The organism is Pantoea sp., assembly GCF_028283705.1.
Taxonomy (GTDB): Bacteria; Pseudomonadota; Gammaproteobacteria; order Enterobacterales; family Enterobacteriaceae; genus Pantoea.
Window position 1 is genome coordinate 475,412 of the sequence record NZ_JAPWKD010000032.1, and the last position, 13,835, is coordinate 489,246.

The window sequence follows — 13,835 nt, forward strand, 5'->3', positions numbered from 1 at the left end:
AGGTTGGGGGAAATCATCGCTGATGTATCTGGCGAAATATAACACAGAACCACCCGCAGAATACGGGTGGTGACAGGAATTAAAGATGTACCGGAATCACCGACCCTTTGTACTGCTGGTTGATAAATTCAGCCGTTTGTTTTGACTCAAGATCTTTCGCCAGCTCCAGAATACGCGGGTCATGCGCCAGTTTTGGTGTCGTCACCAATACGTTCGCATAGGGATTGCCCTTCGCCTGTTCCAGCGCCAGCGCGTCCTTCGACGGCACCAGACCCGCCTGCAAAGCATAGTTACCGTTGATGATCGCAAGCGTGGCATCATCCAGCGCACGCGGCAGCTGTGGCGCTTCAATCTCAATAATCTTCAGATGATGCGGATTGTCGCTGATGTCGGCAGTCGTCACCAGCGTACTGGCATCACCACTTCCCTTCAGTTTAATCACCCCATTCGCCTGCAACAGGTACAGCGCGCGGCTCAGATTGGTGACATTATTTGGCACCGCAACCTGTGCACCATCAGGGATATCCTTCAACGATTTGATTTTGTGCGAATAAATCCCCAGCGGCTCAATATGTACCGTCGCAACCACCACAAACTTCTCGCCCAGCGCTTTTTCCTGATCGCGCAAGTAAGGCACGTGCTGGAAGTAGTTGGCATCAACATCGCCACGCGCCAGCAGCTCGTTGGCATTGAGGTTGCCGTTCAGTTCAATCACCTTCAGATCGAGATGCTTATCCGTCTGTTTGATCTGGTTAAGGATTTCGCTGTGTGGCACCGGATCGGCTGCCACGCGTAATGCGGCAGCCGAGGCCCATGTGGTCATCAGCGAAAATAACGCCAGTCCAGCTATCACCTTTTTATGCATATGTTTTCCTTAGTTCTTATGATTTAACGGTATTGAGAGTGTCGGCGTAGTAACGCTGCGCGACATCGCGATGCGATCGCAAACGCCCTTTCAGGTAATTCCAGCCTACATCGCGAATCAGCGGGTTAGCAGGATCGCTGGTCGGCCCCTGCGCCTCCGCCGCCAGTGAGGCAGGCAATTGATAAAGTGGCACCTGGGCATCCAGCTGTGCGCCGAGGAAAAAGGCCACGGAGATACGCTCCTTGCGCAGCGGTGGTGACACCACACGATGTACCGTGGCGCGCAAATAGCCATTGGTCGCCAGTTCCAGCAATTCGCCAATGTTCACCACAAAGGCACCGGGTTTCGGCAACGCATCCACCCAGTTGCCGGGCATGACTTCCACCTGCAACCCCGGCTGTTCGTCCTGTAACAAAAAGGTGAGAAAGCCGGAGTCTTTATGCGCCCCCACTCCCTGCTGGCTCGCCTCCGCCTCCTGGCCGGGGTAGCGGATCAGTTTGACGTGTTCATTGGGATGGGTGCCGTACAGCGCATCAAAAGCATTGGCAGGCAGAGATAGCGATTTGGCGAAGGCACGCAGCAAACGCAGAGCCACATCGGTCATCGCCTGCTGCCAGGCATAAATTACCGGACGCAGCTGCGGCAGTGCCTCCGGCCACAGATTCGGCCCCTGCAGGCGCTTCCATGCGGGATCCCCCGGCAGCAGCGTGAGTGCAGCCCGTTCAGCGCCAATATCAAACTGCTCACGCTGGTCACGTTGATCGCGGGTATATTCCACGCCCGCCCGGTTGTAGCCGCGAAAATGTGGCGAATGGATCATCGACACCCGCTGTTTTTCCGTCTCCGCTAAGGCGAAAAAGGCGCGGGTGAGACTCTGCACATTTTGCAGCAGCTGTGGATTAATGCCGTGATTAACAAGGTAGAAAAAACCGATATCACGCGCGGTTTCCCGTAATCCGGTAAGATGTTCTGCCTGTTCAGCGGTGGGGAATTCGAGCAGAGCCAAATCCAGTACTGGCAAGGTGCTTATGCCCATGATAGTTGCGTCCTTTGTGCAGCAAGTGTCGGTAGTTACGCTGACATTGGTCGCGAATCAGGGCCAATAATGTTGAGCAATATGTTATGGGAAATGATTTTTAGGAGAGGTTCAGCAATGGATAGTCATAAAGTGGCAATCGATGGCTGAATCACTATGCTTGCCGCTATAATCGCGCGTTATCGACGTTGGGCAATGCGCCCGCCAATAAGCACAGACGCAGGAGATGCCGTATGAACCAGGGCCCGTTAACCGAGAAAGAACTGAACTGGCTGGAGGAGATGCTGGAGAAATACGGCAATGAACATTCCGTGGTGGATGTCGCCGAACTCGATGGCATGCTGACAGCGCTGCTTTCTGGCCCGAACGACATCGAGCCGAGCGAATGGCTGGTGGCGATGTGGGGTGGTCAGAAACACATTCCGAAGTGGTCCAGCGAGCGCGAAATGGATCGCTTTATGACCCTGACGTTCCAGCATATGAATGATATCGCCGAGCGTTTAAGCGAATTCCCGGACCAGTTCGATCCGTTGTTCGGCACGCGGGAGATGGAAGGCCAGGAATTCACCGTGGTGGAAGAGTGGTGCTTTGGTTATATGCGCGGCGTCGCGCTGGATGACTGGTCTGCCCTGCCGCAAGCGCAGCAGCCCGCGCTGGATGCCATCGCTTTGCATGGCAGCGAAGAGAATTTCGCCAAACTCGATGGCTTCTCACCGGAACAGTTTGAGGCCAGCATCGAGGCGATTCTCCCGGCAGCGTTGCAACTGCATGATTACTGGCAGGAGCAGCGTCTTGCACAACCCGAGCCAGCGCCGCAGGTGCCGTATTTTGCCGGGGAGAAAGTGGGCCGTAACGATCCCTGCCCGTGCGGCAGCGGCAAAAAATACAAGCAGTGCTGCATGAAGTAACAACTATTAAGGTGCGCAATAAATTGCGCCGCTACGGCCCATTGCGATATTGGATTACGGCGTTAATCATCACACATCGTGTAGCGGCGCGATTTATCGCGCAGGTTTGACGTTGGTCACCAGCGTCGGCAGTTGCCACGGGCCGCCCGCACGAATAGCGCGACACATGCCCGTGGTGGCTTCACTGCTTTGCTGGAAATCTTTACCGTCCCACACCCAGGCAGCCGTACTCCAGCAATCGCCGATCCCTCGCCCTTTTTGTGCCAGCGAAATCACCCCATCGCTGTAGTCTGAAGCGGAATCGGTGATGAGTTCGGGTTTCTGTTGCAGGCGTTTATCCATCAGCCAGTAGCCATAACCTTCGTTATAGGCACCGCGCCAGCACAGGGCGGAAATCAGGACATGTGAGCCATCGACCGGCGTCAGCGTGATGGGCTCAGCACCAGCTTCTGGCTGATCGTCAGACGGTTCAAGATTATCGCAGCTGTCATCATCAGTAAGCGAAGCGATGAGCTGCGGCTTCACCGATGACAGCTCCTGTGCGCTTAACGGGCGCGGCTGGGCTTTGATGACTTTCACCTGCTGAATCACCGGCGCCGCCACCGCCACCAGCGTGCTGCTCTCTGGCTTATCGCCTTTTCTGATCATCGCACCGGGCGTACCAATACGTCCCTGCGCATCATCCATTTTCAGCAGGGTGGCAAAAGCGCCATTGCCAGACAGCTCAAATGGTTCAACGCCGCCGCGAAACTCGACGGTGCCACTGCCTTTGACGGCGGTGATCACGGCCTGCGTCTGTGCTTCGGTTAAGCGCCATTCGTCATTATCGGTCTTTTGCAGCTCACCGAGAGCAGTGTTGTCGATCCACAGCGACAGCGCTGCCACCGGCTTCGGCTCCTCATCCATGGTATCGGCCAGCACCACTTCCCCGCTCACCAAAGTGCCCGGGCCCGCCTGACGCGTCAGCAATACCGATCCACCCGCACCTTCCTCGGTGCTGTAGCCAGCCGCGCGGCAGGTCAGCGTGTTGTCGCACGCCAGCTCCCAGTCTTTATGACTGTAAGAAACGCCGCTGTCGTCTGCCCACAGCGGCGTAGCCATGCTGGCGAACAGCGCGAGCGCCAGCAGGTATCGGGAAGTCATGCCATCTCTCCATAATGGTAAAGGTGGCTAGTGTGCGCAGTTTTTTGGACGGGGAGAAGTGAATTTTTGGCGAACATGTGACTAAATCATCGAAACGCTATTCATATAACCAGCGTCCTGCCTTTGCCGATTCAATCAACATACCCAGCGTGAAATCCGGTACCACCGGCACGGCACGCTTATTAAAAGGATTGAGGATTTCGCTCAGGGATAACTCAGGAGGGTAATAGGTTTCTATGGCAAAGGTACCGCGTGCCACATTGAATTCGGCAAAAAACTCCTCCATCAAAGCGGCGGCTTCGTCGTCCTCAAAGTTAAGATCGCTATCAATATCAATCTGCGGTGTCAGCGTTCTTTGCTTAAACAAATATACGCCATCGTAGCGGCGGACAAGCTCATAGATGCGCTGTTCGATGTCATCTGACATAGCGTCTTTCCCCTTACGAATTCCGATGAGTCGGGCGGCTATTCTGCCACGATATGGGCGGGACGTGTCGATAAACTCCCGACAGCACACGCCGCCGGGAGTGTCGATCATTTCAATGGCAGATAGATGTCAGTGATGAGCTGGTGCTCAGGGACGTCATGGATAAAATTCTGGTAGTGGAAGAACAGCGGGAAATCACGCAACTCTTCGCCACTGGCGGGTAACCAGTCCCGATAGAGCGTCCATGCACTTTCTGCTAATGCATCGTGTGAACCCAGATGACGCAACTGCGCACAGCGCCCGGCGGGAATCACCCCATTCACCACACCGAAGGAATTGTCTTCCGGAATCGGTGAGTTTACCGATCCACAGATATCAAAGCGGAAGGTTTCCGGCGGTGTGGTGGCGGGATCATGGGGCGCGATACCAAAAGTCTGGCTGCTGATAATAGGGGATAACCCCGTGGTTTTACGCCATGCGATAAAACGCGCAGCGGTCTCCATAATTCGCTCTGGCTGACCGAAATGCGACAACATCGCCACCGGGGTGGCGGGAAAATCTATGATTGTGACGGGCATACTCTCTCTCCGTTTTGGCTGTAGCGGCGGCATGCACTGATGCCATCTCACCCAGGCGGGATGCTGACGGAATTCGCTCGGCGTCATGGCAAACACTTGTTTGAAAGCCCGGCTGAACGACTCGGCGTGCTGAAATCCCGCATCCAGTGCAATGTCGATAATTTTCTCGGCAGAATTAAATGCCAGCCGATACGACGCGCGTTTCAGACGCATCAACTGGATATAGCGCCCCGGTGTCATACCACAGTAGCCAGTAAACTGGCGGTGAAAATGGTACGGCGAAAAATGGGCAACTTCGCTCAGTTGTTCCAGCAACAGCGCATCATCCAGGTGTTGATCGATATAATCGAACACCTTATTGAAGCGCTGGCGGTAAGCATCCGGTTTATTGGCTGACATGGCATTCTCCTTGCCGGTGACTATGCCTGAACGGGGAAGCGCCTGGCCTGACGGATCTTGCGGAGTTGGGGGGATGTATTGGTCAGCACCCGGCGGCGATGTAATCTCCGTTTGGACTGTTCGGAACCACAGTTAGAAATAAAACCGTGGCAAAGAGGATGATAATCAGGCCTCCCACGATTTTGGCCGCCGGGACCATCCAGCTGAGATTTTCATTGTCCCGACTGAAGAACGTGACGGTGCGGTTACGCGCGTAACGTACCGCCAGCGACAATGACAAAATGGATAACGCGGTGCCCAATGACATGGTCATCACCGCCGCAATGCCCCAGCTGACTATCCCCAACGTATTGGCAAACAGCAAAATCATAATCGCGCCGCTGCATGGCCTGGCACCAATCGTCAGCACTACCCCCAACCGGGTTTTCCAGTCAGCGTGGCTCAGATCTTTTCCTACCCCATGCTGCCCACAGCCACAGTGATCAGTGTGCTGATGCAGCGGCCTCAGCGTATTAATGACGATTTTCTGTGGCCGTAGCGCCTTAAGCGTCTGATAAATTACAAACAGGCCGAAAACACCAATCAACAGTGCACTGACTTTTTCCACATACCAGCGGCTGGTGCTGAGATCTCCTGCTGCGAGGTTAAAACCCACTGCCAGAATATAAACAAACAGGATGGCACTGACACCCTGCATCAGGCTGCCGAGAAACGGCACCACGCGCGCCGCAAGCAGGCTTTCTTTATTGGTGCTGAGGTAAGTGGTGATAATAAATTTTCCGTGCCCTGGCCCCACGGCATGCAGCACGCCGTAAATAAACGCCCCACCCAGCAGCCAGACTCCGCCATTGTAATCGTGGCCGTTGAGTTGCAGCAGATACGTTACCAGCCTGCGGTGCAGGGAGATTTGCGTGGCAAGGCTCCACTGGAGAAATGCACCCCAATGGGCGTACATCGTGGTGCCGATAACCAGTAACGTCAGGATTAATAATCCTGCGACGGGTATCCGCCAGTCGAGAGTGAAAGAACGCGTTGTCACGGTTTTGCCTGTTTTGCCTGGGTAGATGGCCGGAGCAGATGGGGAGAATCGTGCCACCAGTTGCCGGGGATTGCTATGGGGTTTTTGTGGGGGATGGGGATAGCAGGCTGGAGGCAAGCCATGTCCTGATATCTCGATGTTTATTTCACTTTTTCCGGCACGGGGGTAGTCAAAAAAGTCATATGTGTTTTTAATCCAGAAGAACGTTTTACGCCTGTAGGATCAGCCAGAAAGGGGATGCGAAAACGAGCCGATTCCGAAATTTTGATCGTCCATCTAACATCATCAATGAACTGAAAATGAACGCTGTCTTCATCTGCCTTCGCATTTTCAAAAGTGCCTGAAGTGTATTCTCCTCCAAGATGGACAACTTCAATAATGCCCTTATTAAGGCTTACCAGGGTAATAGTCAGGGATTCCTCAAACAAAACATCATCAGTGGTAAAGATAAGATATCTGTCATTATCAATATGAAAAGCTGTTTCTAATATCTTTCCAGGGACAAGTATCCCTGTTGATTTATTTTCAAAATAGACTTCAGAACTCGCCTGAGAAAACTCTGTTTGCCTGACATTTTCAACTAATGATAATGCGTTAACCTGTTGCATGATTCTCTCCAAAAATATCCCATTTCCCATGCTGCAAGCGCACCACCAATGAATCCGCCAATCAGAACACAAACTGGTGCTCCTGGGCCACAGACCAGACCAGCCATCATACCGCCTGTTGCTTCGGTGATAACGATAGTTCTCCTTCCATGTCTCGCTGTGCGTATAAAACCATTATCGAACCCGCACATGTACTCGGTTCTATACTCACAAGCGACGTAATATGGGTTGACTCTGATTGAGTGAAAAAGCGGGGCAAAGGCTGAATTCCAGACACAAAAAAAGCCGCTCGTGAGCGACTTGATTGCATCGTATGGTGCGAAGGCCGGACTCGAAAAAAACATTTAACTAATTAAAAATATTATTAATTAACATTAAAACAAAAAACATAGACCACCAAAATGACCCCACAAAAAGAGACTGCCGATAGTAAATGAATGAATTCCTGTGATTGCATCATAAAACAATCATCTAAATCTTAAAAAAGGTTGCCAACACTAAAATTCGTTGGATAAGGTGAAGAAGTCACTTTTTACTTATGGTATGGACGCATGTGGAATGATGTTGAAACTGCTGATGATTTATTAAATTTCAAACAGATAGCAGGAATTGCGACACGTCTTGTCTTCGAGTCTGCTGGAGAACCTGTATCCATTGGGATCTCTGGTAAATGGGGGACAGGGAAATCATCCCTTGTCAAAATGATTGGGGAAAAACTTCAAAACGATAGCTCTAAAGATGAATATGTTTTCTTGGAGTTCAATGCATGGTTATATCAAGGCTATGATGATGCTAAGTTAGCACTATTACAATCCGTATCAGACAAAATATTATCAATAGCTAAAGAAAGAAAAAGTTTTGTTGAAAAAGCAATCTCCCTTGCTAAAAGGATAAATTACTTTAGGGTATTGAAGATTGCCACACCAGCAATCTCCGGAGCGATTTTTGGGGGCATGATCGGAGGCCCAATTGGCGGAATCCTAGGCGTTGTGAGCGGCATTGCTACAACTGGAAAAATCACCGAGGATGATGTTGATAAACTCAGGGATGATTATTCAAAACTTTCCCCTGAATTCAATGGATTGTTAACCCCAGAACAATCATCTTCTTTACCACGACAAATTGAAGAGCTAAGACATAGTCTGACAAGTTTATTAAAGGAATTAAACATAACTCTTGTCGTGTTAGTGGATGACTTAGATAGATGTATGCCTGACACTGCAATATCAACATTAGAAGCAATGAGATTACTTCTATTTGTACCACAAACGGCCTTTATAATTGCTGCTGATGAAGGAATGATCCGTAGCGCTGTACGCTCCCATTTTTCCCAGACAGATCTTGATAGTGATCTTGTAACTAATTACTTTGATAAGTTAATACAAGTTCCATTAAGAGTTCCGAGACTTAGCACTAACGATGTTAAAGCCTACGTGGTTATTTTGCTATCAGAACTTGCTGTTCGACGAAAGACAATTCCCAAAGCAGATTCAGATTTAGCAAAAAAAATAATTCTGGATAAAGCAAAAAAGTCTTGGCAAGGGTCATTAACCAAGAAAGAATTAAATGAAGCTTATGGCAAGCATTCATCAGCCCTTGAAAAAGAAATAACTATAGCTCTTGAGATTTCCGAAATATTATCAAGCACTAAAGAAATTGCAGGAAACCCGAGATTAATTAAAAGATTTCTGAATAACTTAATCATACGACAACAAATCGCAGAGGAGCAAGAGTTAGCAATCTCATTCGAAGCTCTTGTAAAAATGCAGTTATTCGAACGATGTGCTACTACAACAGCTTTCGAGTACCTCGCGAGGAGAGTTACTGAAAGCGAGGACGGCAGGCCGGATTTTATCGAAAAATTAGAGAGAGAGTTACAAAAAGGAAATCCTTATATCGCGCCAGATGTAAGCTGGAGCAATCCCTTTATTGAATCATGGTTAGGCATTAAGCCAAGTCTCTCATCCATTGACCTAAGACCATTATTATATCTTAGCAGAGAAAAGTTCATTTCCGTTTCAAGTATTGATGAAATCACTGATGACGCAAGGATATTGCTTGAATCAATATTAATCTCTGATGATACATTCGATATTCTTTCGCCACAGCTTTTAGAAATAGGCGAGACTGAAGCAGAAAAAATCCTAATAAAACTCAAAGTGAAATGTCGTTTAGAACAATGGAGCTTTGAATATTTAAAAAAATGTTTATTTGTAGTGTCTGAATATAGCGCCTTAAGCAATGAGTTATTATCTCTACTTAGAGAGATACCAGCAAATATGCGGCCAGCACCTTTCATTCCTTTAATAGCAAAGTACCCATGGGCGACAGAAATATTAGAGTCATGGGAAAAGGACCCGAACACAAACAAACCGACATTAAACGCAATCAAACTGAAAGCAAGGAGATAAACATGGGTACTTCAACTTCCAGTTCAGGTTCTGGAGCTAATGTTCCATTTATTCCTCCCTGGGAAGATAAGCTTCAAAATCTTCCAATAGGGTCAGGTGATGTAAGCTACCCTATTCCAGATAACGATGAGGAGAGTGAAAAGGATGATGCCCCCGCCGAAGATAATGAAAGTATTGGTGGTATAGCACCACCGAGGAGATATGCCAGTGCACGAAGAGAACTTCGAAACTATGCTGAGAGTTCGGATAAATCCCACTTTAGAAAAGCAGTAGGAAACTTTTCGAAAGTAGGTAGTGGTGGAGCAAAACAAGCCTCACGCAAAATGAAAACTTCAACACGCGCAGCCACCAACTTATTATCATTATTAACTTCACTTAGAGATGGAAATAACATCTCAGCAAACAACTGGGCACAAAAGTTATTAAAAAACAACCCATCAGCATCTGAAATTATTGATGCAATAATTTCAGAAACCACAACATCAGGAGGAACCATTGATGAGGAATCAATTAAAAACTCCATGTCATTTGCACTCTCTGAGCTTATAAAAAAAGATGAGAACATAGACCTTTTCAAAATGAGTGACAATAATATTTGGAATTTGATAGAACTATATCTCTCCAATGAAGTTAAAAACAAATTAATACATGAAATTGGACAGTTATTCGAAGGTTCAAAGAACATACCATCCAGCTCAATGAAAAATATAAATATGATGAGAAAATATCTTCAATCCGAAATTTCATCACAATTATCAGAATTGAGAAAAAGCATTCCCAATCCAAGCATTAGGCAATTTCAAAACATTATGGATAAAGCACTCGAAAACACATTTATTGTTTATGAAGGAGCATTACAATGAAAGTAGTATGTGCACCTGAAAGAATGTTACCTGAACACTTAGATGAAGAAACTGAATATTTCTCTCTTTACACCATACCTTCTAATAAAAAAATTGGTCATATCGCTCAAGACTGGAGGTTGAGGCTAAAGAAAATGGGTTTTTATCCGGACGTTGTGACTTGGGATTTTGTAACTATAGCAATGTCAGTTTGCGCTGCGGATTTAGCATGCTTAAGAAAAAAAACCGCCGATGGATGGACTAGAGAAATTGAGTTATCAATAACGCTGTGTAACAAAAAGAACTGGATTCCACACATTGATAAACTTCAAGATGCATTTCGTTTTCTAACGGGAGACTTCTGGGAGATAAAATTAAATGATGGTGGCGACTTTCCCTTAGAACCTTTACAAAAGACAACATCCTCTGCGGACTGTATCTCATTACTGTCCGGTGGCATGGATAGTTTAATTGGTGCAATTGATCTAACTGAAAAGGGTCGATCGCCATGCTTTGTATCTCAAATGGCAAAAGGCGACTCAAAGAAACAAACAGAATTCTCACAAACCTTAAATGGAAAGGTACGCCACTACCAATGGAATCACAGAATAAAAGTCCCCCACGTAACTGAACGTTCAACACGCGGTCGCTCATTAATATTTATATCTTACGGTGTTCTCGCAGCAACAATTTTAAAAACTAAAGATCCAGTTGAATTATACATCCCTGAAAATGGATTCATTAGCTTGAATATCCCACTAAACGAAGGCAGATTCGGAAGCCTTAGTACAAAAACCACTCATCCTGTTTTTTTAGGCATCATTCAAGAAATTTTTAACTCTGCAAAAATGAACATCTCAATTAAACGACCATATCAAGGCTACACAAAAGGAGAGATGATAAAGAACTGCACAAACCAATCCACTTTATTTAAGCATATCGGTAACACTACAAGTTGTGGTCGCTTTGGTTATTACAATTATCAACACTGTGGTCGATGCGTCCCTTGTTTAGTTCGCAGGGCTGCATTTTTGAGCGCAGGGATACCAGATACAACCACAAATAAATATTACTTTGACGATTTAGGAAATCCTGATTCAGAGAGAGAAAAAGGAGCAAATGATATCGGTGCTGTTGCTCGTGCCTGCTTACTTTTCAGAGAGAGGGGAATTGATGATGTAATAGGCGGTTCACTTTCGTTTGCAAGTAAATCGATTGAAGGAAGGAAATTTTATGCTGATGTTGTTGAAAATGGACTAAAAGAACTTGATGCGCTTCTGACAAAACATGGTGTCCTATAAAGTCTTACTTAAACATATTCCACCAAAGCAAGCGCGCAATGCTATCCCCGCCACGCCTGCCCGCTTTATGCATCGCTTTTCATGCAGGTGCATGATGCGGGCCGGGCCGCGCCCGGTATGGCCTGAACGGGGAAAAGCGGTGCATGATTTTGCATGCAGATCCATGCACGCTATGCATGCATCACTCTTTACAAAGTGGCTGGCCAGAAAAAGGGCTTCAGAAAGTCAAAGGACAGGCACAAAAAAGCCGCTGGTCGGGCAGCGGCTGTGCGGGGATTAATGAATCTGACGGAATGCAGAACCGTAACGACCCAGCGTCTGGCGTTCCTTTACCGGCTCCGGCGGTGCTTCCGGTACGTTTTCCGGCTGTGGCGGTGCGGTGATAACCTTCGTGATGCTCTCATTCGTCTTGAAGGTGCAGGAGCAGTCCAGGTTAGTGCACTGGTGATAGCGCTCTTTCACCTGTTCGGACATATAGCGGCTCGATTTGGTGTGTGCCGCGCTTTTGCAGTAGGGACAGTGCATCATTTCTGGCTACCCTCCTGAAGTTTTACACGCTGTGCCCGGATTGATTCCCCCAGCTTCTGGCGGCGCAGGGGACGCGTATAAAGTTCCATATCAACCCCCGTCAGCGCAGGACGATGCAGGCCGATATTCTCCAGCAGCGGTGCCTCTTTCAGCACGCTCTCCGGCAGTGCCATTGCTGCCCGCGTCAGTGCTTCGCCAACCAGCCCGGCCACATCCTTAATCCGGTCCCGGTCGTCACCGGCAAACGTCGGGGACAGTTCTTCACGCCGGATACGCAGCTTAATGGCCCACAGCAGCGACGGACTCACGTTACGCAGGGCTGACTGCCAGTGCACATCCGCAAACCCGGTAAACGCCTCGCGGTGTGATTCCACATACTCTTTGCCACTGCCGCAGCATTTCAGCATCGCCTCCTGCTTATCCAGCGCCAGCTCTTTCAGCAGCCCGCCAAACTCATCGGCCAGTTCCCGGCTGGCGATACGCTGTGAATGCTCGGTGCGCAGCTCGTCAGTAAGGTTCCCACGCAGGTTACGGAAGCGCGTGCGCCAGTTGCTCTCGGCCTCTTTCCCGGCCTCAATGGCCGCCTGCTGCTCTTTCTCACAGCGGGCGATATCCGCGCAGATGCCGTTATACCGCTTCATTCTTTCTGTATGTTCAGCTCGGGCTTTCTCGAAGCGCACCAGTGAGGCAGGTTTCTGTTCCGGGGTGGTCATGGTGGTCTCTCATCGTCTGTAAAGGATGAGGCCATTCTGTCGTGTACCACAGGACAGCGCATTTCATTGCTTCCCGCCTGTCGATGAGCAGACAAAGGCAGAACCGGTGCGGGGCTCTCCCTTAACAGATTATATTTCTTATATAACTGTTCACTGGTATTCACTGAGATAAAAAAGATAATAAATACAGCAAGTTAAGCAGTGAACACTTTGATTGAAAGTCTTCACTGAGTATTCACCAGTGTTCATGCCTTCTCCGACATCAGCTTTTTTCTGGCGAGCCCCTTTCAGATTTTAATTCTATTAATAAAGGCGTTTTAATTGCTGAAAGCTCTTAAAAGGCAATCACTGGCAGTTACTGGCAAACAGAGGCAAACAGGAGGTAAGAGAAGTGCTTTTTGCTCATTTTTCAGCAAACAGGGGGTTGTTTACTTCACCGAAAATATAACCAGAATAGGGGGTTACCTGAAGACACCACCGTAACCGGACAGCACCGGCCGGACTCATAATGAGGTAACACCATGCACGCAGTTTCATCCGTACCGGCCCCCGCCATCCCCGTAACCCGCGACGCTGTTTTCCCGCGCGACCGCTTCATGCGTCTGCCGGAAGTCATCAGCACCTGCGGCCTCTCACGCTCAACCATTTACGATTTAATCAGCCGGGAGCAGTTTCCGTCGCAGATTTCCCTCGGCGGTAAAAACGTCGCCTGGCTGGCGTCAGAGATTGACGGCTGGATGCAGGCCCGCATCGCCCAGCGCGCCGGAGGTGCAGCATGATTACGCTGAATTTCGGCACGAAAACCTTTCCCCTGACCCGTGAGGAGGCCGCCTTTGTCGCGGAAAGCCTGACGGCAGCGGTCAGCGGCAAATCTGCCACCGCACCAGCCTTTACCGGTGGGATGCACGGCCATATTTCCGTGCTGAGTCAGAAAGCGAAACCCGCAAAGCGAAGCGCAAAGAAAGAGAACGGTGAATTCCGATCAAATCCGCCGCAATCCGATCACGTCCTGACCGATTGCTGAGGAAAACGCCCCG

15 protein-coding genes are annotated in these 13,835 nt (G+C 48.9%); 6 read left to right on the forward strand and 9 right to left on the reverse strand.

Translation table 11 applies throughout. The features are described from left to right. Window positions 1–79 precede the first annotated feature (79 nt). Together PW844_RS25175 and PW844_RS25180 are read right to left on the reverse strand one after the other, a co-directional pair. Window positions 80–865: a MetQ/NlpA family ABC transporter substrate-binding protein gene (locus PW844_RS25175; protein ID WP_299457642.1), complete on the reverse strand. Its 786-nt coding sequence runs from the start codon at window positions 863–865 to the stop codon at window positions 80–82. A gap of 16 nt (window positions 866–881) precedes the next feature. After that, window positions 882–1,901, reverse strand: coding sequence for an isopenicillin N synthase family oxygenase (locus tag PW844_RS25180; RefSeq protein ID WP_299457644.1), 1,020 nt, complete (start codon window positions 1,899–1,901; stop codon window positions 882–884). Between the two features lie 233 nt (window positions 1,902–2,134). Between PW844_RS25180 and PW844_RS25185 the strand changes: the two genes are divergently transcribed. After that, the gene (locus PW844_RS25185; RefSeq protein WP_299457645.1) at window positions 2,135–2,809 is read left to right on the forward strand and encodes a YecA family protein; all 675 of its coding nucleotides are present in this window, start codon (window positions 2,135–2,137) and stop codon (window positions 2,807–2,809) included. A gap of 93 nt (window positions 2,810–2,902) precedes the next feature. Here PW844_RS25185 and PW844_RS25190 read toward each other — a convergent pair whose 3' ends face one another. From PW844_RS25190 to PW844_RS25210, 5 genes are all read right to left on the reverse strand, one after another. Continuing rightward, window positions 2,903–3,952, reverse strand: a complete 1,050-nt coding sequence (locus tag PW844_RS25190; RefSeq protein WP_299457647.1) for a DUF1176 domain-containing protein — start codon at window positions 3,950–3,952, stop codon at window positions 2,903–2,905. Window positions 3,953–4,049: 97 nt separating this feature from the next. After that, a complete protein-coding gene (locus PW844_RS25195) occupies window positions 4,050–4,379 on the reverse strand; it encodes a DUF1493 family protein (protein ID WP_299457649.1) in 330 nt (109 codons plus the stop codon). A gap of 107 nt (window positions 4,380–4,486) precedes the next feature. After that, the gene (locus tag PW844_RS25200; protein WP_299457651.1) at window positions 4,487–5,356 is read right to left on the reverse strand and encodes a GyrI-like domain-containing protein; all 870 of its coding nucleotides are present in this window, start codon (window positions 5,354–5,356) and stop codon (window positions 4,487–4,489) included. 82 nt (window positions 5,357–5,438) lie between these two features. Next, on the reverse strand, window positions 5,439–6,362 hold the full coding sequence (locus PW844_RS25205) for a nickel/cobalt transporter (RefSeq protein ID WP_299458324.1): 924 nt from the start codon (window positions 6,360–6,362) through the stop codon (window positions 5,439–5,441). A gap of 173 nt (window positions 6,363–6,535) precedes the next feature. Then, window positions 6,536–7,003 carry a hypothetical protein gene (locus PW844_RS25210; protein ID WP_299457653.1) on the reverse strand — a complete coding sequence of 156 codons (468 nt, stop codon included), beginning with the start codon at window positions 7,001–7,003 and terminating at the stop codon, window positions 6,536–6,538. A 551-nt stretch (window positions 7,004–7,554) separates the two neighbouring features. Between PW844_RS25210 and PW844_RS25215 the strand changes: the two genes are divergently transcribed. Genes PW844_RS25215 through qatC form a run of 3 tightly spaced genes read left to right on the forward strand, consistent with a single transcriptional unit; the run spans window position 7,555 to window position 11,557 of the window. After that, window positions 7,555–9,414: a P-loop NTPase fold protein gene (locus PW844_RS25215; RefSeq protein ID WP_299457655.1), complete on the forward strand. Its 1,860-nt coding sequence runs from the start codon at window positions 7,555–7,557 to the stop codon at window positions 9,412–9,414. Window positions 9,415–9,416: 2 nt separating this feature from the next. Further along, window positions 9,417–10,277, forward strand: a complete 861-nt coding sequence (gene qatB / locus PW844_RS25220) for a Qat anti-phage system associated protein QatB (protein WP_299457657.1) — start codon at window positions 9,417–9,419, stop codon at window positions 10,275–10,277. Beyond that, window positions 10,274–11,557 carry a Qat anti-phage system QueC-like protein QatC gene (gene qatC / locus PW844_RS25225; RefSeq protein WP_299457659.1) on the forward strand — a complete coding sequence of 428 codons (1,284 nt, stop codon included), beginning with the start codon at window positions 10,274–10,276 and terminating at the stop codon, window positions 11,555–11,557. The genes qatB and qatC overlap by 4 nt, the downstream gene beginning before the upstream one ends. A gap of 276 nt (window positions 11,558–11,833) precedes the next feature. Here qatC and PW844_RS25230 read toward each other — a convergent pair whose 3' ends face one another. Together PW844_RS25230 and PW844_RS25235 are read right to left on the reverse strand one after the other, a co-directional pair. Next, window positions 11,834–12,085 (reverse strand): ogr/Delta-like zinc finger family protein, encoded by a 252-nt coding sequence (locus tag PW844_RS25230; protein WP_299457661.1) that lies wholly within the window; start codon window positions 12,083–12,085, stop codon window positions 11,834–11,836. After that, on the reverse strand, window positions 12,082–12,798 hold the full coding sequence (locus tag PW844_RS25235; RefSeq protein ID WP_299457664.1) for a hypothetical protein: 717 nt from the start codon (window positions 12,796–12,798) through the stop codon (window positions 12,082–12,084). The genes PW844_RS25230 and PW844_RS25235 overlap by 4 nt, the downstream gene beginning before the upstream one ends. Window positions 12,799–13,319: 521 nt before the next feature. Between PW844_RS25235 and PW844_RS25240 the strand changes: the two genes are divergently transcribed. Next, window positions 13,320–13,577 carry an AlpA family transcriptional regulator gene (locus tag PW844_RS25240; protein WP_085286551.1) on the forward strand — a complete coding sequence of 86 codons (258 nt, stop codon included), beginning with the start codon at window positions 13,320–13,322 and terminating at the stop codon, window positions 13,575–13,577. Continuing rightward, complete coding sequence (locus PW844_RS25245) at window positions 13,574–13,822, forward strand: hypothetical protein (protein ID WP_299457673.1); 249 nt, start codon at window positions 13,574–13,576, stop codon at window positions 13,820–13,822. Before PW844_RS25240 ends, PW844_RS25245 begins: the two co-directional genes overlap by 4 nt. Window positions 13,823–13,835 lie beyond the last annotated feature (13 nt).